The 21,398-nt window shown below is 44.2% G+C and carries 14 protein-coding genes; 3 read left to right on the top strand and 11 right to left on the bottom strand.

The annotated features are described in order from the left end of the window. Positions 1-100 precede the first annotated feature (100 nt). From AHMF7605_RS20740 to AHMF7605_RS20720, 5 genes are all read right to left on the bottom strand, one after another. The gene (locus AHMF7605_RS20740) at positions 101-2,083 is read right to left on the bottom strand and encodes an alpha-L-arabinofuranosidase C-terminal domain-containing protein (protein ID WP_199200277.1); all 1,983 of its coding nucleotides are present in this window, start codon (positions 2,081-2,083) and stop codon (positions 101-103) included. A gap of 37 nt (positions 2,084-2,120) precedes the next feature. Beyond that, complete coding sequence (locus AHMF7605_RS20735) at positions 2,121-3,602, bottom strand: arabinan endo-1,5-alpha-L-arabinosidase (RefSeq protein ID WP_106931932.1); 1,482 nt, start codon at positions 3,600-3,602, stop codon at positions 2,121-2,123. A 15-nt stretch (positions 3,603-3,617) separates the two neighbouring features. Then, complete coding sequence (locus AHMF7605_RS20730) at positions 3,618-5,162, bottom strand: alpha-N-arabinofuranosidase (RefSeq protein ID WP_106931931.1); 1,545 nt, start codon at positions 5,160-5,162, stop codon at positions 3,618-3,620. Between the two features lie 272 nt (positions 5,163-5,434). Next, positions 5,435-6,988, bottom strand: coding sequence for a RagB/SusD family nutrient uptake outer membrane protein (locus AHMF7605_RS20725; RefSeq protein WP_106933557.1), 1,554 nt, complete (start codon positions 6,986-6,988; stop codon positions 5,435-5,437). A gap of 19 nt (positions 6,989-7,007) precedes the next feature. Next, a complete protein-coding gene (locus AHMF7605_RS20720) occupies positions 7,008-10,103 on the bottom strand; it encodes a SusC/RagA family TonB-linked outer membrane protein (RefSeq protein ID WP_106931930.1) in 3,096 nt (1,031 codons plus the stop codon). A gap of 711 nt (positions 10,104-10,814) precedes the next feature. Here AHMF7605_RS20720 and AHMF7605_RS20715 point away from each other — a divergent pair. Next, positions 10,815-11,678, top strand: a complete 864-nt coding sequence (locus tag AHMF7605_RS20715; RefSeq protein WP_106933556.1) for a sugar phosphate isomerase/epimerase family protein — start codon at positions 10,815-10,817, stop codon at positions 11,676-11,678. 47 nt (positions 11,679-11,725) lie between these two features. Here AHMF7605_RS20715 and AHMF7605_RS20710 read toward each other — a convergent pair whose 3' ends face one another. The 4 genes from AHMF7605_RS20710 to AHMF7605_RS20695 form a co-directional block, all read right to left on the bottom strand. After that, positions 11,726-12,133 (bottom strand): hypothetical protein, encoded by a 408-nt coding sequence (locus AHMF7605_RS20710; protein WP_106931929.1) that lies wholly within the window; start codon positions 12,131-12,133, stop codon positions 11,726-11,728. Between the two features lie 827 nt (positions 12,134-12,960). Continuing rightward, positions 12,961-13,938, bottom strand: a complete 978-nt coding sequence (locus AHMF7605_RS20705) for a TIGR03885 family FMN-dependent LLM class oxidoreductase (protein ID WP_106931928.1) — start codon at positions 13,936-13,938, stop codon at positions 12,961-12,963. 240 nt (positions 13,939-14,178) lie between these two features. Continuing rightward, complete coding sequence (locus tag AHMF7605_RS20700; protein ID WP_106931927.1) at positions 14,179-15,534, bottom strand: Gfo/Idh/MocA family protein; 1,356 nt, start codon at positions 15,532-15,534, stop codon at positions 14,179-14,181. 179 nt (positions 15,535-15,713) lie between these two features. Next, positions 15,714-16,238 (bottom strand): hypothetical protein, encoded by a 525-nt coding sequence (locus AHMF7605_RS20695; protein ID WP_106931926.1) that lies wholly within the window; start codon positions 16,236-16,238, stop codon positions 15,714-15,716. A gap of 178 nt (positions 16,239-16,416) precedes the next feature. Here AHMF7605_RS20695 and AHMF7605_RS20690 point away from each other — a divergent pair, with 178 nt between their 5' ends. Together AHMF7605_RS20690 and AHMF7605_RS20685 are read left to right on the top strand one after the other, a co-directional pair. Next, complete coding sequence (locus AHMF7605_RS20690) at positions 16,417-17,586, top strand: Gfo/Idh/MocA family protein (RefSeq protein ID WP_106931925.1); 1,170 nt, start codon at positions 16,417-16,419, stop codon at positions 17,584-17,586. A gap of 187 nt (positions 17,587-17,773) precedes the next feature. After that, a complete protein-coding gene (locus AHMF7605_RS20685; protein WP_106931924.1) occupies positions 17,774-19,162 on the top strand; it encodes a mercuric reductase in 1,389 nt (462 codons plus the stop codon). A gap of 489 nt (positions 19,163-19,651) precedes the next feature. On the opposite strand, the gene AHMF7605_RS20680 is transcribed toward AHMF7605_RS20685, so the two are convergent. Beyond that, positions 19,652-20,182, bottom strand: coding sequence for a DUF2721 domain-containing protein (locus tag AHMF7605_RS20680; protein ID WP_146153633.1), 531 nt, complete (start codon positions 20,180-20,182; stop codon positions 19,652-19,654). 104 nt (positions 20,183-20,286) lie between these two features. Then, on the bottom strand, positions 20,287-21,153 hold the full coding sequence (locus AHMF7605_RS20675) for a sterol desaturase family protein (RefSeq protein ID WP_233219203.1): 867 nt from the start codon (positions 21,151-21,153) through the stop codon (positions 20,287-20,289). Positions 21,154-21,398 lie beyond the last annotated feature (245 nt).

Here is a 21,398-nt window from a genome sequence, read left to right as displayed (position 1 = left end):
TTTCCTCTTCGCTCCTGCTTTTCTGGCTTCTCCTTCTGGTTTATCTATTTTCTTAGGTGCTAATGGTAGCTCCAGTTGAAAATGAAACTTAAAAGTTTTATCATGAAAACTTTAGCTTAATCACATTTACCGAATAAGGTTGCAACGGTAATTTCACTTTTTTATCTTTTACCGTTATATCTTTCACTGCCGGGCTAATAGCCGTTGGATTTTCAAAAGAATTTACCTGGTCCAGTTTGTCGCTGCGAAGTACGGTTAATGTACCTTTGGCGGCAATTTTACTTAAGCCATCAATTACAAAATCTGTTTCCTGGGTTTTATTTGAAGCATTTACTACTTTTAGGATTAACTCCTTTTTATTTTTATCCAGTACGGCTGAAGCATAATAACCATCCTGACCAGTTGCCACCTCGTTGTTCAGCAGTAAGGGCACTACATTGGTTCCTTTGTTAGTCGAAAACAATTTCTGAACGTGGTAATTAGGCGTACCATAAGATTTTAAATTATCTACCCAAATCATATCGGGCGTCCATTGCCAGCCTTCGGCGTGCGCAAACAAAGGAGCGTACGAAGCCATGGCAACCACATCGGCGTTGCGCTCCAAACCCGTCATAAAAGCCGCTTCGGATAGGGCACATTGCCAATTGTTTTTATTATCGGGGCTGGCAATGGCTACACTTTGCGCGGCGTATTCGCCGGCAAATACTTTGGGCCCTTTGCGGTCGTAGTTATCGTAACGTTTGGCATTATCTAAAAACCATTGGGGCGCCCGGTAATAATGCTCGTCGATTATATCGGCATTCATCTTCCGTAGTTCACCGTTTAAATAATCAAAACGTTCGCCGCTCGGGTCGGTACCGGAGCTGTTCACCAGTTGAATATTGGGGTATTTGGCTTTAATTGCTTGAGTAAAAATCTTTAACCGGTCGATGTATTGCGGCCCCCAGTTTTCGTTACCAACGCCCATCATTTTTAAATTAAAGGGTGCTGGATGGCCCATGTCAGCCCGCATTTTACCCCATTTTGTATCAGCGGAGCCGTTCGCAAATTCAATTAAATCCAAGGCATCCTGTACGTAAGGGTCTAAACTTTCCAGCGGCACTACTTCGGCGGTATTAAACTGGCAGGCCATGCCGCAATTTAAAATGGGCAACGGCTCGGCCCCAATGTCTTCGGCTAATTGAAAATACTCGTAAAAACCTAAACCAAACGACTGGTAATAATCGGTGGTAAGCCGGTGTTTAAATTCTGTGTTCCAGCGGTTAATTAAATAACCCCGGTCTTCCACGGGCCCAATGGTTTTTTTCCACTGAAAACGTTCATCTAAAGTCCGGCCTTCTACAATGCAGCCACCCGGAAAACGGATAAAACCTGGTTTCATATCGGCTAGCAGTTGTACTAAGTCGGCGCGCATCCCGTTTGGTCGGTTTTTCCAAGTATCTTTCGGGAACAAAGAAATCATGTCCAGATCCACTATTCCCTGGCCTTTCATGTAAATGTTTAACATGGCTTTTGGCTCGGTAGCGGTGGCGGTGAAGCTGGCGTTGTATTTCTTCCAGGGTTTTCCGGTAGGAGTAATGGTAGTGGACCCTAATTTTTCTCCCTTACTGTTGGTTAATTCTACTACCAAAGAAACAGTACCTTCTTGCTGACTAGCTAAAACAGAGAAATCGTACTGGTTGCCTTTTTTAATGCCCATACCCCGGAAACCTTCGTTCGAAAAGCCGAAATTACCAGTAGGAGTTTTAGAAGTAACCCGAATAAACCGGGAGTTAGCGCCATTTAGTTCGCCACGGTTATTTACCAGCAAACTACCCTGTTCTTCTCCTTGCTGTAGTAATTTCCAGCCCATTAAAGGCGTATCAAACTCAAAAGAACGATTCTTTACTAATTCGGCGTAAATACCGCCGTCGGCACCCAAGTTAATATCTTCAAAAAAAACGCCCCATAAGGTAGGCGAAACGGAAGCTTTTACCTCATTTGCTTTAACTGTAAATGTTTTAGTTTGGGCGTTACTTTCTGGCAATCCAGCAAAAAATCCGGCGGCAATTACGCAAGCTAGAAATACATTTTTTCGCATCATTAATCTTTTCAATTTGTTGAATTATTCAAATTTTCAATTATTTCCTACCCCAGATGGCTGTGCCGGCCGTATTTAGCCCGGTAAACACTAAACAAGGCTTTTTATTTTCCCAATCTCTCCCCCGTTCTACGTACACGTTATCGGTTTTCCCATTGCTCCAATTCAATTCCAGCCAGGGAGCCTTGTACGTCCATTTACTGGCAGCATCATTATTAAGAGTGCCATCGGCTTTTAGCTCCAAAGGAATCGAAGTTTGGAAATCCGGCGATACCTGCTCTTCGGCGTAGCCTGGTACTACTTGGTAGCTTAAAGTAATTTGTTCCCAAATACCGACTAATTCGGAGTCAGGAATAGTGGTTTGTTCCGTACCCGAAAAACGCTCCGGCGACACAATTGGCCAGCCATCTTTGGTCCAGTATATTTTCCGGACGTGCAATACCATAAAGAATTTATTCTCACCGGGCCGCCCCTGGTGCGCCATATAATACTGACCATTATCGGCAAAAACCGCAGGATGCGCTACTCCTTGCCAGCCACTGTGTCCGGCAAATTGGTAGGGCGCCAGAATCATCGGCCCGTGGTCCTCAGTGGAGTTGATGTCTTTGCCATTAAAATCGTAAAATGGTCCTTCGGGGAAGTCGGAGCGGCCTACCCGCACGTTGTATTTGGTCTCCAGCCAATCGTAGGAAATAAACAAGTAGTATTTTTTTAATTCCGGCTGATAGATAATTTCCGGGCCTTCGATATTCCCATTTATTTTATTACCCGTAAAACCACGTTGCGCTACCCGGGTGCCTTTATCATTGTGCAAAGCCGCTAAACCAGTAGCCGGATTGAGTTTTAAAGTATAGATACCATCCCAGGCGGAGCCATAATAAAAAGTATGATTACCAGAATTATCCACCACTACCGTTGGGTCAATAGCATTCGTTTGGATGATAGAATTATTTAACGAGGTAACTACCAAACCTTTTTCGGTCCACGGGCCTTCCGGGGAAGCGGCAGTAGCTAAACCAATAACACTTAGCCGGGGCGTAGGTGACGACAAAGAATAATACAGGCGAAACTCATTATTAACTTTTAGAATATAAGGCGCCCACAAAGAATTAAACGGAGTACCGCCGTTTTGTTTAATAAAATCAGCGCCTTGTTGAGGCAAGTCATTGAAAGCCGTACCCACGTATTCCCAATTAATTAAATCCTTTGACTTTCGAACCTGAATACCTGCCGGAACAGTGGTCCCAAAGCCGGCATCGGTGCTATAGCAGTAGAAATAACTGCCTTCTTTTATAATGGAAGGGTCGTGGGTGTTATATGGTCCCCATTTAAACCGGAATTCATATGGAGCAATGGCTGCGTAGGTGTCGCTAAGGGTGTTAATATCAAAAGGTACTTCTACCGGCGGGTTCACTACCAGCGGATTAGGCGCTACTTCCTCGTTTGGAGAGCAAGCTACCAAACTTGCTCCCAACAGAAATAAGACGACTCCCGAAATACCTTTTGATAAATACTTTTGCATGATTTCAATTACGGCCTACTTCACTTCCAACACTACCACCGAAAAAGGCGGCACTTTCACGGTTAATTTGCCCGCATTTAACTTCGCGTCTTTAAAAGCAGCCGGCTGAATTTTTTTAGGATTCTCAAAGGAATTAAAATCCTGCAATTTCGAGGAAGCTAAAATCCGGCCCGTTACGCCTCCACTTTTTGTACCCGGCAAATCAAGACTAATTTCCTGGGCATTTTTACTATCAATATTTACCAGCGATATATGCGTTAATCCTTTGGCATCGCGGGAAGCAGAAGCCGAAACTGCCGGTAATTTCTGATTATTCACTACATAATCTTTGCTCTTCACTTCTACCGGCAATAAAGTAGCATCCTGATGTACGTTGTACATTTCCATTACGTGGTAGGTGGGTGTCAACACCATTTTTTCGTCTTTGGTTAAGATAACGGCCTGCAACACATTTATAGCCTGAGCCAAATTCGCCATCCGGACACGGTCGCTGTGATTATTAAATATATTTAAAGTTACGCCTGCAATCATCGCGTCGCGCATGGTATTTTGCTGATATAAAAAGCCAGGATTGGTGCCGGGTTCTACTTCGTACCAGCCGCCCCACTCATCTACTACCAAGGCTATTTTCTTCTGGGGGTCGTATTTATCCATGATAGCGGAATGTTTGGTTACCAATTCTTCCATTTGTAATGCCCGCTGCATGGTGGTGAAATACTGCTGCTCGTTAAAATCGGTAGAAGGGCCTTTTTTATTCCAGTCGATTACCGAATAATGGTGCAGCGCTACGCCACTCAGCATATTGCCCGGAATATTTTTCATTAAGGTTTCGGTCCAGTTATAATCGGCGGAGTTGGCGCCGGAAGCAATCCGGAACAAGGCTCCCGTATTGGTCCAGTCAGAGACGAAAGTGGCGTATTTACGATATTCGTTGGCATAATAATCAGCCGTCATGTTACCACCGCAGCCCCAGGCTTCGTTACCAATGCCCCAGAATTTAACTTTCCAGGGTTTGTCGCGCCCGTTCTGGCGACGCAGCTTCGACATAGGGCTTTCGCCGTCGAAATTTACGTACTGCACCCAATCGGCGAGTTCCTGTACACTGCCACTGCCAATGTTACCGGCCAAATAAGGTTCGGTGCCAATAAGTTCGCACATATTTAAAAAATCATGGGTACCAAAGCTGTTATTTTCCGTAACCCCGCCCCACCAGGTATTCACCATGGACGGACGTTTGTCTTTCGGCCCAATACCATCTTTCCAGTGGTAAGTATCGGCAAAACAACCACCCGGCCAACGCAAATTAGGCACTTTTAATGTTTTCAGTGCCGCCACCACGTCGTTCCGGACCCCATTGGTATTGGGTATTTTAGAATCTTCGCCCACGTAAAAACCGCCGTAAATACAAGCACCCAAATGCTCGGCAAAGTGGCCGTAAATGTGTTTGCTAATTTTTACTTCAGAATTGCCTGTGCCTGCTGCATTGATTTTAACAGTATTTTGGGCATTAGCTGAAAAGTAACTCAGCAGCATTAGTAAGCTTAGTCTTATTTTATTCATTCGGATAGGGTTATAAATTTTAACTGTTTTTAATTTCCTGACTACACACACAATCGAAAATGCCGATTGTAAAATTTGATTGCTTGTGCCTAAACTTTAAAAATTACTAATTCTTAAATTTTATCAGTATTTAACTGCTTTAACTTCCACTGAAATTTCTTACTAGACAATTCGTAAATTCAGAAGCATTCGCAAAAAGGAGCGCGGCGGCATTAATTTAATAACTGCCTTCCGCTTGCCTAAAAGTACAGAAGGCAGTTACGGAACAAGAATTAATAATTAGGATTCTGTTGCAAATTAGGATTAATATCCACGTCACGTTGCGGTAAGGGCAACAAGCGATGCCGGCCCACAATAAAAGTAGTAAAAGCAGGGTCACGTTGCGCTAGTTCATTTATTTTTTCCTGCGATTCAAAGTAACCCCAACGGTCTAAATCGTTCCAGCGATGTCCTTCGCCGGCAAGTTCGGTTACACGTTCGTGCATGATTTGCGCCCGGAATTGCGTCTGGTCCAAGCCTGGTTTAGCTTGCGTTAAGGCTGGTAACCCCGCTCTTTGCCGTACCCGGTCTACGTATGGGTAGGCTTCGGCAGTGCGGTTTAATTCATTTAAAGTTTCGGCGTATAGTAACAACACATCCGAGTAGCGGATAAAGCGGTAGTTATTAGCCGAACGGAATCCTTCGTTAGCCCGGCCGGGCTCTGCATCGTTCTGGAATTTGCGTAACCAAACTCTTCCGCGGTTATTACCGGTAGTACCGTAGCGCTGCGCAAAAGTCTGACCATATATCTGCGTAAATTCCGGCCCGCGTACATCCGTTGAATCGTAAAGTAAAGAAGCCGCTAAACGAGGATCTCTTTCACCGGCCGTAGTTTTGTCTTGATGAAACTCATTTACTACCCAACGTTGCATTTCGGCATCAGAGAATCCTACATTTAACGGAGCCACAAATTGAGCGAGTGGCGAGCCGTAGTTTTGGTTAGGCGTTTGCACATCATTATCCGTAAATTCGGATGGGTTAGTAGCAAATTGCCATTCAAATACCGACTCGGCATTATTTTCGGTGGTACTCAAAAAGTTATCTCGATAATTAGGCATTAAGCTATAAATATCTTTCCCTTCGCCTTCCACGAGCCATTGCAAAGGAGTAAGAGCCTGGTCGTATTGCCTTTGCTGCAGGTAAGCTTTGGCTAACAATGCATATGCGGCTCCTTTGGTAATGCGGCCCACATCTGTACCAGAGTATTTAGTTGGTAAAACACCGGAAGCTTCGGTTAAATCTTTTACTACCTGGGCCCAAACTTCCTGCCGGGTGGCATTCGCTGGTAAATCAGTAGGTTTAGAAGTAGCCAGAATAAGAGGCACGTTACCGTATAAACTGGCTAAGTTGTAATAGAAAAATCCCCTGAAAAATTTAGCTTCGCCCATTAAACGAGATTTTAAAGCCTCATCCATTTGTATGTTCGGCACGTTATCCAGCACCTGGTTTGCCCGGAAAATGCCAATATAATTATCGCCGTAAATCCAGTTGGTTTCTCCGAAATTATAATTGGTAATCAGGAACTTATCCATGTTGTTGGGTATATCGGTCCGGGGACTTTGGCTAAAAGCCTCATCCGAGCGCACCGTGTAGTAAAACCATTGCCAAAGAACAATAGGCCCCCGGTGTAAAGTACTATAAATGGCATTTACCCCTTGCTGCGCATCAGTAGCATTCTTCCAGAAAAGGTCGGTGGTAGGAGCATTCGGATTAACTACATCTAAGTCTTGCTGACAACCGGTTACTAAAAGACCGACAGTCATCCATAAACACAATATCTTTTTCATATAAATAGCTGCTTGCAAATTAAAACTCAAAATTTAAACCCACTGAATATACCCGGCTCGCTGGCCAGTTTCCGGCATCTACGCCTCTTTCCAGAATACCTACTCCGGTTACATCTGGGTCTAGGCCTTTATATTTGGTAATAGTCAGTAAGTTTTGTCCACTGATATAAATTCGGGCGTTGTTGATATGCATCCGGCTTAAAAATGTTTTGGGCAGATTATAACCAATTTCTACGTTGCGCACCCGCACATAACCTGCTTTTTCGAGCCAACGGTCACTCGCGTACCGATTGTTAAATTCCACTCCGAGCTCGGTATTACGGGCTAACCGGGGGTCAGAAGTGTTTGTATTGGTAGGTGTCCAGGGGTTTATATCGCTCCGGAAGTTGGTGTTTACGTAAGAATCCAGGATTCTTCTAACATCGTTGAAAACGGTTTGACCAAAAACTCCTATTAATTGCAGATTAAAATTAAAGCCGCCGTAAGAAGCGTTGAATTGAGCGCCGGTTTGCAGCTTAGGCCAGGGCGAGCCCTTAAAAGTACGGTCTTCGTCGTTAATCTGACCGTCGTCATTTAAATCTTTAAACCGCACGTCGCCAGGCTTAGAAAATGGTTGAATAACGGTGCCTTGCGAATTTTTATGATTCAGCACTTCTTCCTCACTCTGGAAAAGGCCATCCGTTTCTACCACAAACCATTCACCAATCCCCCGGCCAATTTGTGAGCGGGTAGCACCCACCTGCAAGTAGTTAATACCTTCGCCTTGGTTACCTAAATCTTCTACCCGGTTTTTAATAGTAGTGAAATTAGCCGTTATATCCCATTTAAAAGGATTTTCGGAACTGCGGTAAGTGGCCGAGAACTCCACGCCCCGGTTGCTGATGGAAGCCGCATTCACGAAAGGATCCCCGCCCAGATTACCCAGGTAATACGCTACGGGTAACTGTACCAAAACATCTTCGGATAAGGAATGATAATATTCGGCGCTGGCTAAAATTTTATTATTTAAGAAAGCAGCATCAAACCCTACGTTTTTAGATGTTCTGGTTTCCCAACGTAAGTCCGGGTTGGTTAACCGTGCCTGGTAAGCGCCTACGGCAATCGTTTGGTTATCCGCTCCAAAAACAACCCGCGGGTTATTATTAATTACGCCGATGTAATCCCAGGATCCTACGGTAGCAATTCCTAGCTGGCCATATGATGCCCTAAGTTTTAAATCAGATAACCAATCTTGACGTAAAAAATCTTCCTGACTGATTCTCCAGCCTACAGCTACGGACGGGAAGAACTTACTGCGGTAATCCGCTCCAAACCGGGAGTCTTCGTCGTAGCGACCGGTAAGGGTTAAAAGATACTTATCGTCGTAGGTATAGTTTATTCGACCTAAAGCTCCGTTCAGGCGGTAATCATCTAAAACTCTTCCTTCAGAAGTTTGATCGCCGATGGCGGAACTAATAGTAGTTAAATCCTGACCGCCAAAATTCTGTAAATCATTGCGGCGGGCTTCAATTATATCCCGGTTAGTACGTTGCTGCGTGTAACCTACTACCCCATTTAAGTTATGGCGATTAAATACTTTATTAAAGTTAAGCGTGTGCTCAAAAAGCAGCGTGTAAAAGTTTTGCCGGTTCTGGTAAACGTGACTCGCCTCAAAAGCCTGCCCTAAAACCCAGTTACCCGGAGTCCGGATATTCTGATTAAAATCAAAACCTCCGTCTAAACCAGCGTTAAACTTATAACTTAACCAATCGAATAATTTTACATCCACGAAGGCATTACCTACCAGGCGGGAGTATTTATGCGTGGTATTAAACAGTTTAGTCATGGCGATGTAGTTCCAGGCATAACTTGGCGCAGTAACCGGGTCGCCTAACCCCCAGCCACCGGGGTTATTGGCGTTCACATCTACTAAACTGGGACTTTGTACCGGAATCACTGGCAGCAATTGCGGCATATCGTAAAACGGATTCACCAGCAAAGGTCTTTCTTCCCAGGAATGCGTCAGCACCAGATTTTCCCCGAAAGTAATTCTGCCTTTAGAACCTTGGGTATTTACCCGTAAGCTGGCCCGGTCGAAAGAGTTGCCAATCACGACGCCTTCGTTGGTAAAATACGAGCCAGAAATTAAATAACTGCTGTTCTGGGAACCACCCGATAAAGTCACGTTGTAATCGGCCAGCGAACCTAACTGAGTAGCTTCTTTCTGCCAGTCGGTGTTGGTAACGGTATAGTGCCGGATACTGCCCGGACCAGTAGGTGGCGTTAAGGACACACTGGCCGGAGGAGTAGCGCCCGAATTTTCGTATTGTAAACGTTGGGTAGCGGCAAATTCTTCGGCGTTCATTACATCCCAGAGTTTGGGTAATTGCTGCAAACCATGTTTTACCGATACGCCAATTTTAGCGGGGCCTTCTTTGCCTTTTTTCGTGGTTATAATTACTACCCCGTTGCCGGCACGTGAGCCATAAATAGCTGCGGCAGAAGCATCTTTCAAAATTTGGATGGATTCAATATCATCCGTGTTGAGGGTAGGCGAAGCATCGGCAATCATACCATCAATCACGTACAATGGACTGGTGTTGGTAAAACTAGCCACCCCGCGAATGTCAATGGAAGCACCTGCTCCCGGCCGGCCCGTATTGCGCACCGTAACTCCCGGAGCTAAGCCCTGAATAGCTTCAGCCACCGTATTGGTCGTTACTTTGGTAGCCGCTTCCGGGTTTATAACCGAAGCCGCTCCAGTTAAATCTTGCTTCCGGACTGTTTGGTAACCGATCACCACCACTTCTTCTAATGCTTTGGTATCTGGGGCTAACCGGATATTAATGACGCTTTGGTTATTTACCGGCACATCCTGGGTAGCGTAACCAATAAAAGAAGCCGTTAAAGTACTTGTCCCACTGGGAACATCTACCGTGAATTCACCAGATGTCCCGGTGGTGGTACCCGTGCTGGTACCTTTTACAACAATGGTTACTCCTGGCAACCCCTCATTGTTTTCTCCCGTAACTTTACCTGTAACCGTACGCTGTTGTGCCCAGGCTTGAGTAAAGGAAATAAGTAAAAGAGAAAGCATCCAAATGACCTTCGCCGTCCTAAGTAATTTTCTTTTCATTGCGTTTTTTGTTAAAGTGACTTAGTTTCTCACCTCCCTTTACTTTTCATCTTGCTTCATTAGATCAAAAAATAAAGTTTAAGTGTAAAAATTACATTTATAAAAGTATTCAAATTTAAATTTCGTTTTACAGGTTTGCAACAAGTTTTTTTAAGGAAGCTGACAGGTTTACGAAATATCTACTAACAAGACATTAAATAATTTAGACCATTAATAAATAGCAGTTTATGTTACCATTATTTTAATAAACGAAATAAAAATTTACAAACTTCATACATGTAATTTAACCTATATTATTGTTCAAAAACCGGGAAATATTATAGCTCACGAAATTGGAGCCGTAAAGCAAGCATTAAATAAACGTCGTTTATACACCTAATTTATTTACAACACTTTTTGACCGGGAAAACAGGAAGATTTATTAAGCGCGAGAAAAGGCTTTTAACAACTTTACCTTAGCTACCAGTATATTCTGAGTGTACTTAATTTTGGCCTACTTACGGGATAAAACTTTGCTTTTACTTGAAATCACCGAGACTTGAAACTTTAAAAAAGCAGAAACAAGCCGGAGAATAGATTAGTCTGTTACCCAAAGCTGTTATAATTGTGCGCTCCTTTTATTTTTTACTATTTCTCCTGGTTTAAATCCGCTGGCAATACTAGGTTAATTTTAGTATCTTGAAATTGTTTCCGGATTTAACAAAACAGGTAATGCAACGAAGAACTTTTGTAAAATCGCTGGTGCTAGGAGCAACAGCTATTACTGTAACACCTGACCTTGTAGCGGCTCCACAAAAACCCTTGGGAGTGCAACTCTGGAACATCCGGGAATACCTGAAAAAAGACCTGACGGGTTCTTTAACCAAACTCGCAAAACTAGGTTATAATCAATTAGAACTGTTCGGGTACGATGGCACTTATTGGGGCAAAACTCCAAAGGAATTCAGTAAAATTTGTTCGGATCTGGGCTTTACTATTATTAGTGCTCACTTTGAAACCGGGCGGATTGATAAAGCCAAAGGCACTTTGTGGTACGGTTGGGATAAAGCGGTGGAAGATACCGCTCTCATGAACATTCCGTATATGGTATGTGCCTGGTTGTTTAAGGAAGAACGCACCAGCCTTGATTTGTATAAAGAACTAACGGATAAATTAAATAAAGCGGGGGAGGCCTGCCGGCAGGCTAAAATTCAGTTGGGTTACCATAGCCATAATTTTGAGTTCCCGCCCATTGACGGCATTGTTCCTTACGACCTTATTCTGGAACGTACAGATAAAGAATTAGTAAAAATGGAAGCCGACCTTTTCTGGATAACCAAAGCCGGCGTAGATCCGGTAGCTTATTTTCAGAAGCACCCGGGTCGTTTTCCGTTGTGGCACGTAAAAGATATGGAAAGAGGCTCGGAGCAATTTGCCGAAGTGGGCCACGGGGTAATTAATTTCGACCGGATATTTGCGGCGCGTCAGGTAGCCGGACTAAAATATTGGTTTGTCGAACAAGACCAAACAAGTCGGGAGCCTTTTGAGAGTCTGGCTATGAGCCGGGATTACATTTTAAAAAAGAATTACCAGTAGTTCGCCGTTTAATACTTGAAAAAGCCTTCCATTAGAAAAGCAAAAATTTACTTCGCCGTTAACCAATCCATAGCTTCGTAATGATGGTTAAAATTGCGGAACTCAAAGGCGGCGGGATTAGATTTCATTAAAGTAGCATAATGTTGGTTGAAAGCTTCATCGTAAGAAGAATTGCCGGACGAAACCCGGGCTATTCTCTTTACGGTGGGCAACATTATTTTCTGTTGAAAAAGCGGCTGTAAGCGTGTATCGTATACAGCGGCGCTTTTACCCGTTTCCACGTACGTGGCATCCAGCAAGATACTTTCCACCGCATACTTGTTCGCTGTTTCTACTGTTTTATAAAATAAAACTTTCAAATCCTCTTCATTCATTCCGCCTATCCATCGTATCTCCAGAATTTTTAACTCTAAATGTAATTCTAATTCAATATTATTCTTTTCAAACACGATCATACCCAATACTTATAAAATTTACCGCAACAACCAGTAGAAAGAGTTATAGAAATTGTAAGCTGATGAATAGTACAGACGCAATAAAAGCTGCAGGGAATAATAAATAAAGAATAAGAGTCTATTAAAAGACGCGCTGGGAGGTAATCGGAAAAAGTATTTATTTTAAGCAAATCTTTACTAGCAGATAAGATATTGTAACAAAGACAATATCAAACAAAATAGTTCAACTGATTCTTAATCTATTTAGGAAGTTTGATAAAAGATTAGCCAGCAACGTAAAAAGTTAATATCCTACCCGTTGAACAAGCAGGCTGAAGAACGGATAGAGCCGGTTTGCGGCAAAAGCCTTAATCACAATAATTGCGGATTTTTAATAGAAAAGGAAGTAGAAGCTAAGCCGGAAACCTCACCAGAAGTAAAGTGGCTTGCCTGTTCTCAGAAGTTTAAATAATACGGTTACTTTCTACTTAATTTAAACACATCCTGTTTTTACTTGGAGCCGGTTCCCGTCTCTAGGCGGCGGTGCTATCTTATTTGTACCGCAACCCGTTTGCCTCGTGGCCGGCGGGCCCCGTTTGGCTCTTTCGGGCGGATCTAAGCTTCCTTTCCTCCTTGCATCGGAATGCCTGCGGCACCGGAAGCTTAGAAGGCCCTCCCTAGCCAAACTGCTGTCAGCTATTCTTGGCTAGCTGGTTCTAATTCAAACCAATAAATACGTTCTGTTTATTTCAAATAGGTATTAAGTGAACAAGCAATATCTATCAAGCAACTTACAAAGCAGTAGTACCAGAAATTTGAGATTTATGCAATAGCAAAGCTTACTTTACTTATTCTTTACTTACTAACTCAGGTAAAACGTACTGACCAAAAGTTTGAATAAATTGTTCCTGTTCCCGGTTTACATTGTGCAGGTACAAACGCGTAAAGCCTAGGTCTATATCTTGTTGCAGCCATTTCAAGTGGTCTTCCGATTTGGGGGAGATGCGGACGTGCGGTTCCATTTCTTCGGGTTTTACCATGGTACCGGCCGCATCGAAACCAGCGGGAGTAGGTACCTCGGCCAGCAATACCGAAGGGAAAATATTGTTCTTCCATTGTTCGTGCGCTCCTTGCCGGGCTTTTTCCAGAGTGGAATCGTAAGAAAGCTGCACTTTCAGGTACAAGGGTTTTCCGGCTCCTCCTCCCCGCCGGAAGGCTTCTACTACTTCCTGCAATTCTTCGGGTGGTTTCGAAATAGTAAGCAACCCATCGGCCCAGCTACCTACCCACTCCGCGGTGGCAGGGGTAATGGCCGCTCCCATAACGGGCGGCAGGTAAGCCGGCAAAGTATACAGTTTAGCCTCCTGCACGGTAACATAGCCTTGGTGATTGACGATATTTCCCGCCCACAATGCCCGCATAATATCTATAGATTCTTTCAGTCGCTTGTTGCGGGCTCCTTTGGCTAGCCATTGGTTACCCGTAATGTGCTCGTTCAGTAACTGACCGCTACCTGCCGCCAGCCAAAAACGCTGCGGAAACATTTCGCATAAAGTAGCAACCGCTTGCGCAATAATGGCGGGATGATAGCGTTGCCCGGGAGCATTTACAATCCCAAACTCCAGGTTAGTGGCTTGCAGGGCGGCTCCCAACCAACTCCAGGCAAAACCGCTTTCGCCTTGGGCCTCGCTCCACGGGTAAAAATGATCGGAAGATAAAGCATGCGTAAAGCCCGCCCGCTCTGCTTGCTGCGCCAAGGTTAATAGCTGACTGGGTTTAAATTGCTCGTGCGAAATGTGGTAACCAATACTTACTTTATTTTTCATGAAATCAGCCGTTCCGTATATACTTATATTTAAGAAAAATGCCCGTGTTAGTGTTAAAACCGGAGCAGTTTTTAGAGTCGATTAGTAAAGAATGGCCGCTTTGTTAGGAATAGCGTAGTTATTTTCTTCCCCTAACAAAGTAAACCCGGACTGGGTAGCAACCGCCGTACAGGTATACACAAAAATTTCAGAATTATTACCTAACCTGAATTTCTAAAGCTTAAGTAGTTATTCGGTAACTCAGGCTAATTTTACTTCCTCCGGCGGGGTGCCGCGGAAAGCATCCTGTTTGTCTATTTTCTTTAATTTAACCGGTTTACCCGTTTTGGCCGATTCATAAATGGCTTCCATAATAATATGATCTTGCAAGCCTTCTTCGCCGGGCGTGAAAGGTTTTTTATTTTGAAGTACGCACTGCGCCATGTGATCTATTTCCAGCGCAAACTGATTTTTCTCTCCGACACTGGATTTTAGTTTTACTTCCATTTCGTCTTGTACCTGCGAACCATCCATTTGTAAACCATGGTAAGCAAAAGCGGGATCTAAACCAAAATAACCGCCTTTGTCGGCGTAGCACCGGTACCATTTTGAATTGTGCACGCCGTAGCTGGTAGTGCAATGCGCTAGTACCCCGCTGGGAAATTGCAGTTGAAATAATACCGTTTCTTCTACTTCCTTAAACCGCGGATCGTTGGGCGTGCTGAACACGGTACCCGTCACCTGTATCGGTTCTTCGCCGAGCAAATACCGGATCGTATTCAAACAATAAATACCAATGTCGGGTAAGGAACCGCCGCCCGCTAATGCTTTTTTTAAGCGCCATTGGCCGGGATCACCCTGGTTTTGGGTGTTGGTAGCATCTATAACTCTTACTTTGCCCATTTTCTCGTTACGCGTCCATTCTTTGGCCTTTTTATTATTCGGCTCGTACTGGATGCGATAGGCAATCATTAATTTTTTACCGGCTTGTTCGCAGGCCTCAATCATCCGCTGCGCCGACTGCGAATTAGTAGACATGGGTTTTTCGCACAGCACATGCTTGCCCGCTTTCGCCGACCGAATAGTATACTCTTCGTGCATGGAATTAGGCAGCACAATATACACTACCTGTACGTCCGGATTATTCTTGATAGTATCGAAGTTCTGGTAAGAGTAAATGCTTTTTTCCGGGACGCCGTATTGCCGGGCTACTTTTTTGGCCTTATCCGGATTGCCACTTACTAGGGCCGCTACTTTGGCATACTGGCAATTACTAAAAGCCGGCAGCAGTTCCGCCAAGGTCAGATTTCCTAAACCTACCAGCGCAAAACCCACCCGTTTACCGGGCTCTAAGGGAGCGGGTAAAGGCTCCTGGGGTTTCTCCGTTTTATCTTCCAGCGGCTTTAATTCGATGGGCTCGGTAACTGAATTCGCGTGGATATCTTTATCCGTGGGGCTTTTACTTCCTCCTTGCTGGGCATCGGCGGTACAGGAAGCAATACCACTCAGAACCGTGGCCGCTAAAATACCTTTACCCGCATGGGTGAGAAAATCGCGTCGGGTGTACTCCCCTTCTCCCTCCATTGGGGAATTCGTAACACTGTTTAGATCTTTCATTACTCAAATAAGAAATAGGACTATCAATTTATTTGCCCTACTTTCTACTCCGAAGCAATTATCTAGGTTTAGGACTTTTTTGGTTAAAACCAGATTTTTATAAAAAACTTAGCTTAAGGTGCGATAAAATAAGATTACAGTGAACTTAAGCAGCTAATAACAATATTTTAAAAAACAACTTATTGATGCGCCTTTATGGCTTTTTCCAGTTCTTCTTTCTTCATTTTGCTGCGGCCTTTAATGTTTAACTTTTTCGCTTTTTCCAGCAAATCTTGTTTACTAGTGCCCACCGACTTTACTTTTTGCAGGGCTTTTTTAATCGCGGGCGTGTAAGTAACCTGCTGTTTACCTCTTTTCGAACCTTTTACCTTTGCTTGTTCGGCTTCTTTTTTCTCCTCGGGGCTTAATTGATCCCAAACTCCTTTGGGTAAATACCGGCTGGTTTTATTCTTTTGCCGGGCGTTTGCTTCTCCTTCCTGGGTTTGCCAGTCTTCTTTCGTCCATTGGTCCAGCTCTTTGGCTTTTTCATCCTTCGGGCCTTGGTAACCCCCGCCTTGTTCCTCGTATTCTTTCGCTAACAATTGGCTTTTGCGCGCACTCCATTGCCCTTTTTTGCCGCCTTTATCGGACTGCTTTAATTCTTCTTTAATTTTCTCCCGCAGTTCGGGTTTCGTGTACTGTTGTTCGTTCCTGTTTTTGGCCATTTTACAAGTAGGTTTGTTAGTAAATTAGTAACCACCTTATACAGGAAAGGTTAAAGACTTAGTTTAACTTATTGGACTCTATCCGTTTACTTCTGACCCATCCGCAAAATAAATTTGATTTAGTACCTTTAATTAAACCCGGCATTCGTTAAAAGAAATACTATCCCGTATCCGCTCTATGAAAAAGTTTAATTTGTCTTCGGCCGCTAACCGGCGCGAATTTTTAAAAAATTTATCGCTGGCACTGGGTTTTACCGCCGCGGGCATTTCGCTGCTCTCCTTGAATTCCTGTAATTCGAACAAATCCAGCGAGAAAGAACAAAACAGGAATGCTGCCGGTAAAAACACGGGCGGCAAAAAACTAGGCATTGCCTTGCTCGGGCTGGGTAAATACAGCGAAGGGCAATTAGCTCCCGCCTTGCAGGAAACGGAAAATTGCTACCTGGCCGGGATTGTAACGGGTTCGCCGGATAAAGTAGATAAATGGAAGCGCCAATACGATATTCCGGACAAAAACGTGTACAGTTACGAAAATTTCGACCAGATAAAAGATAACCCGGATATTGATATTGTGTACGTAGTAACGCCTAATGCCTTGCACCGAGAATACGTGGTGCGGGCGGCCCGGGCCAAAAAACACGTAATCTGCGAAAAACCGATGGCTACCACCGTGGAAGATTGCCAGACCATGATAGATGCTTGTAAACAAAACAACGTACAACTTTCCGTAGGTTACCGCCTGCACTTCGAGCCGCATAACCAGCGGGTAATGGAACTAGGGCAGAAAGAAGTATTTGGCCCGGTAAAAACTATTAAAGCTACCAACGGCTTTAAAATCAACGTAAAACCCGACGACTGGCGCTTAAACCAGCAACTGGCCGGCGGTGGTCCGCTAATGGACGTAGGCATTTATTGCGTGCAAGGCGTTTTGTACACGTTAGGTAGAGCACCCATTGCTATAACTGCCAAATACGGCGACAAAACCCGGCCCGATTATTTTAAAACAGTAGAGCAATCCATTAGCTGGCAAATGCAATTTGAAGGCGGTCTGATTGCCGATTGCACCAGCAGCTACAACGCCGAAGCCGGACTTTTATACGGCGAAGCCCAGGATGGTTGGTGGCGTTTAGATCCGGCCTATAGTTATTCGGGCATAAAAGGCGAAACGAGCCGGGGAAAAATGGAGTTCGAGGAAGTAAACCAGCAGGCGCGCCAAATGGATGATTTTGCCAATTGCGTTCGGAACAACAAGCCTACCTCGGTACCCGGCGAAATGGGATTGCGCGATGTCCGGATTTTACTGGCTATTTACGAAGCTGCCCGGACAAATAAGAAAGTAGGGGTTTGATTTACCGACTAATCCGCGGAATAAGCATTTGACGATAATTTGTTATTCGTTGATAGTTGTTCAATTTCTAAATTTCAAACAATCTACCTTCTTATTAAAAGATTTACTTTGAACTACTAGCGTGATACTACATAAACCAAATTTCACTTTCCCAATAATACCCAAATAAGTAAATAAACAAGAGCAAATGGAACATTATGACGCCGTTATTATCGGTTCCGGGCAAGGAGGTACTCCTTTGGCCAAAAAACTGGCCCAGGCGGGTTGGAAAACAGCGCTCATTGAGAAAGAATTAGTTGGCGGCACTTGTGTTAATAACGGCTGCACTCCCACTAAAACCATGATTGCCTCGGCCAAAGCGGCTTATACGGTAGCCTGGGCCGCTAAATGGGGCGTAGAAGTTCCGGATTTTCGCGTTAATCTGGCCGCTATTCTTCACCGCAAAACACAGGTAGTAGACCAATTCCGGAATGGCTCCCAGCTAGGATTAGAAAATACCGCTAATCTTACTTTAATTTTCGGAGAAGCATTTTTTACCGGTAAAAAACAAATCCAAATAACCTTAACAAAGGGTGGTTCTAAAGTTATAACGGCGAATAAAATATTTATTGATGCCGGTACTCGCCCCAGAGTACCGGATATTCCGGGCTTAGCAGAAGCCGGCTATTTTACCTCTGCTACTCTCCTGGATTTTAATCAAATACCGGAGCACCTGGTAATTTTAGGCGGCAACTACATTGGCCTGGAGTTCGGGCAGATGTACCGTCGGTTTGGCAGTAAGGTTACTATTTTAGAGCATAACAAATTATTCTTAAAACGGGAAGACGAAGATGTAGCCGCCGAAGTACAAAAGTTTCTCCGGGACGAAGATATCCAAATTTTTACCCAGGCAAGCGCTACGCGAGTTACCAAAACTCAAAACGGACTTCTTATAACGCTTGAAACTTCCGGCCAGGAAAGTACAATGGCTTGCTCGCATATTTTAGTAGCAGCCGGCCGGATTCCTAATACAAATAAGTTAAATGTAGAAGCTGCCGGAGTAAAAACCGACAAACAAGGCTACATCGTGGTAAATGAAAAACTGGAAACAACTGCCGCTGATATTTACGCTCTGGGCGATATAACCGGTGGACCAAAATTCACCCATATTTCTTATAACGATTACGTTATTCTGTACCGAAACCTGTTGGAGCAAAAGCATGAAACCACTGCAAATAGGCTGGTACCTTATTGCTTATTTACCGATCCGCAGGTAGGTCGGGTGGGTTTAACGGAGAAAGAAGCCCGGCAGCAGGGCCAGAACATTAAAGTGGCAAAATTGCCGATGACAAGCGTTGCCCGGGCCATAGAAACCGGCGATACCCGGGGCTTACTCAAAGCAATAGTAGATGCCGAAAGCGGCCAAATTTTAGGAGTGGCTGTAGTGGGGCAGGAAGGCGGCGAAATCATGTCGGTGCTCCAGATGGCAATGGTGGGCAAGATAGATTATAAAAAAATGAAAGAAATGGTGTTTGCCCATCCTTTATACGCCGAATCCCTGAATAACCTTTTTCTGGCTTTAGATAAAACGGAATAATTTAATACCGCAAAGCTTTGCTTATTTAATAAAGCGGCAACTTTATCTAAGGCCTCTTTAGCTGCTGCATCTGTTTTAAACTTCAGGATTTCATCAGCTTATACTAAATAGGAATTAATAAGCAATATCTCATTATTTTACTACTGTTCTTCCAATCAAGCAGGAGCAAAGAGAAACAGACACCCGTTTGGCGATAGAGGGCCCTTTTAGCGTTCCGGTGCTTGAGCATTCCGACATGTAGGGGCGTACTGCGCACGTTCCCACCCGTCCGGAAGAGCCAAACGAGGCCCGCCGAGCAGGAGGCAAACAGGGACTTGTCAAACTGCATCAGCACCAATGAATGGAAACGGGAACCGGCTCCTAAGACAAACAGGTAATAAGTCCTTTATATTTCAATCTAGTATTATTCCTTAATTACTTAAAATAAAAGTATGATCTCCAAGAGATTTAAGGTCCCAGATTACGTATTTAAAAAGCGCTTTTTTTAAACTATAAAGGCTTCTTATACCTTTTCACCCGGTTCAATACGGTATTCATTTCGTAATTAACGGCTCTAAAGGCAATCTGGGATTCTATGATCAGTAAAAGGCTGGCATAAAACAGAAACCCGGCGCCCAAAATGGTAAGTAAGGTAAGAACCCAGGTGTGCTGCAAGCCCGAAAATTCCAGAATGCCAATGGTAATGCTGATGGCGACAAAGGTGCCCAAGGTAATATATAAGGTTGTAAGAGCTTGTTGTAATAGCCGGCTTCTTTTAATGGCGAACTGGATTAATTCAATCAGAGTACCGTGCTCATCTTCAAACAAGTTACTTTCTTCCGGGTGCATAATAAGCTTGCGCAGTTGATCCGATAAGTTTCTTACCCGTTCCATAGATCGGCTCAAACGCTGCGAAGTAGTCAGGATTAAAGAACCGCTGGCTACTATCAACACAGCCGGCGTTATCATAGCCGAAAGAATAGTTAAAGCTTCGTTCAGGTTCATGTACCATTTATTATTTTGCGGCGCTAGTATAATCAAAATAATGCGGCTTCCCAGCCTACGCTTCCTGGTTTTTGAACTTCTGCCCGATTCTTCTTTTAAGCTAAAATTTTAATTTACAAGTGATCAGGTATCTTATTACTTCAGGGGCATAAGTGTTCCGGCGGATAACGTTTTTCGCGCTCCGGCACGGTACCATCGGGTAGTTGCCAGGTTCGTTGGGGGGCGAAGGGCATTAAAAAAAGATTTTTAGGCGATTGTTCGGCCGCCTCCCGATAAGCAGGAACGCCAATAATTATTTCATCTTGGGGTACATTCAGACGCAGCGATTGGTGCAGGCGATCCCACCACGAAAAAATAACCGAAAAGTTACTATTGGCTTCTCTGGCCACAATAGAGTGATGAATGCCGTGCATCCGGGGAGTTACTAATACTCTATTTAGTCGTTGTTCTGCTTTAAAAGGCAGCCGGATGTTAGAATGGTGAAAAGCCGTGCAACCTTCAAAAATTACTTCGTAAAATAATACCAACGAAGCGGGTGCGCCCAATAAGGCTATGGCCGCACTACGGTAAGGTACAGAGGCAAAATTTTCCCCGATATGAAACCGCCAGGCAGTGGAAAGATCCAGGTCCAGGTCGCTGTGGTGTACGTTATGGAAGCGCCACAACCAATCTGATTTATGCAGCAGCACGTGCCAAAAGTAGTTGGTATAATCGAGCAACAGAAATCCGGCTCCATACCGCAACCATTGGGGTAACTTTAACCAATGAAACAAGCCAAATTTCTGCTGCTGCGCGAGCTTGGCGGCGGCGTACATTCCCGGCACCAACAGCAGGCGCAAGGCAGGTAACGCAACCGCCGCCACGCTGCCGTTCTCTAGCAAGCGTTCTATTTTAGGGCGAGTACGTTTTCGTAGTTGTTTTCGGGATTCAAGGATAAAGAAAGCAGCGGCCGCTAAACCTAATAAAGGCATGCCCACCTTATCAAACTTCGGAAATATGATTTTCATTAGCTGACTTACCGTTTCGCGTATTCTTAGGTTACAGCATTCGCCAAATCAACAGAAATTCAATTTTTTAATGAAAATCTTTCCATTCCGCGCCTCCATCTGGTAAAAGGATTTATCATGCTACAATGAGCCTAAGATGAAAGGGCGGAACTTTAATTCTTACAGCTTTTGAAACGAAATTGCTCGTTGTTTGACTAATGCTTGGCTAAATTAAGAAAAGAAACGTGCCAACCGCATGACGTTGC

The sequence above is a fragment of the Adhaeribacter arboris genome (assembly GCF_003023845.1).
GTDB lineage: Bacteria > Bacteroidota > Bacteroidia > Cytophagales > Hymenobacteraceae > Adhaeribacter > Adhaeribacter arboris.
The sequence above is the reverse complement of the archived record's forward strand: the minus strand, read 5'-3'. Positions and strand labels throughout refer to the sequence as shown.

What these genes read in the sequence shown, in the direction of transcription:
- AHMF7605_RS20690 (WP_106931925.1), top strand. Translation starts at nt 16,417, where the DNA reads ATGAAAAAGTTTAATTTGTCTTCGGCCGCTAACCGGCGCGAATTTTTA.
- AHMF7605_RS20675 (WP_233219203.1), bottom strand. Translation starts at nt 21,153, where the DNA reads ATGAAAATCATATTTCCGAAGTTTGATAAGGTGGGCATGCCTTTATTA.
- AHMF7605_RS20730 (WP_106931931.1), bottom strand. Translation starts at nt 5,162, where the DNA reads ATGAATAAAATAAGACTAAGCTTACTAATGCTGCTGAGTTACTTTTCA.
- AHMF7605_RS20705 (WP_106931928.1), bottom strand. Translation starts at nt 13,938, where the DNA reads ATGAAAAATAAAGTAAGTATTGGTTACCACATTTCGCACGAGCAATTT.
- AHMF7605_RS20720 (WP_106931930.1), bottom strand. Translation starts at nt 10,103, where the DNA reads ATGAAAAGAAAATTACTTAGGACGGCGAAGGTCATTTGGATGCTTTCT.
- AHMF7605_RS20725 (WP_106933557.1), bottom strand. Translation starts at nt 6,988, where the DNA reads ATGAAAAAGATATTGTGTTTATGGATGACTGTCGGTCTTTTAGTAACC.
- AHMF7605_RS20685 (WP_106931924.1), top strand. Translation starts at nt 17,774, where the DNA reads ATGGAACATTATGACGCCGTTATTATCGGTTCCGGGCAAGGAGGTACT.
- AHMF7605_RS20735 (WP_106931932.1), bottom strand. Translation starts at nt 3,602, where the DNA reads ATGCAAAAGTATTTATCAAAAGGTATTTCGGGAGTCGTCTTATTTCTG.
- AHMF7605_RS20695 (WP_106931926.1), bottom strand. Translation starts at nt 16,238, where the DNA reads ATGGCCAAAAACAGGAACGAACAACAGTACACGAAACCCGAACTGCGG.
- AHMF7605_RS20710 (WP_106931929.1), bottom strand. Translation starts at nt 12,133, where the DNA reads ATGATCGTGTTTGAAAAGAATAATATTGAATTAGAATTACATTTAGAG.
- AHMF7605_RS20715 (WP_106933556.1), top strand. Translation starts at nt 10,815, where the DNA reads ATGCAACGAAGAACTTTTGTAAAATCGCTGGTGCTAGGAGCAACAGCT.
- AHMF7605_RS20740 (WP_199200277.1), bottom strand. Translation starts at nt 2,083, where the DNA reads ATGATGCGAAAAAATGTATTTCTAGCTTGCGTAATTGCCGCCGGATTT.
- AHMF7605_RS20700 (WP_106931927.1), bottom strand. Translation starts at nt 15,534, where the DNA reads ATGAAAGATCTAAACAGTGTTACGAATTCCCCAATGGAGGGAGAAGGG.